Genomic DNA, 275 nt, shown 5'->3' on the forward strand with positions numbered 1-275 from the left:
GCCGAGGTGTTCTTTGTCGCCAAAGGTCGCTGGCGGTTCTTCTGGGGCCGCTATGGCACGGCGGGCGAGTTCATCGCCGAGGAGGGCGACATCTTCAACATCCCGACGGGCATCTTCCGCGGGTTCGAGAATGTCGGCCAGGACTACGGGATGATCATGTCGATGCTGGGTGGCGACGATGCCGGTGGCGGTGTGACCTGGGCTCCGCAAGTCATTCAGGACGCGCAGGCCCATGGCCTGGTGCTGGGCAATAACGGCGTACTTTATGACAGCAA

The 275-nt window shown here is 62.2% G+C and carries 1 pseudogene; it reads left to right on the forward strand.

Going from position 1 to position 275, the window contains the following annotated elements:
* Positions 1–275, forward strand: a pseudogene (locus ACOQFT_RS14395) (cupin); the annotation flags it as partial.

This window comes from Ruegeria sp. MALMAid1280, assembly GCF_049195285.1.
Classification (GTDB): domain Bacteria; phylum Pseudomonadota; class Alphaproteobacteria; order Rhodobacterales; family Rhodobacteraceae; genus Ruegeria.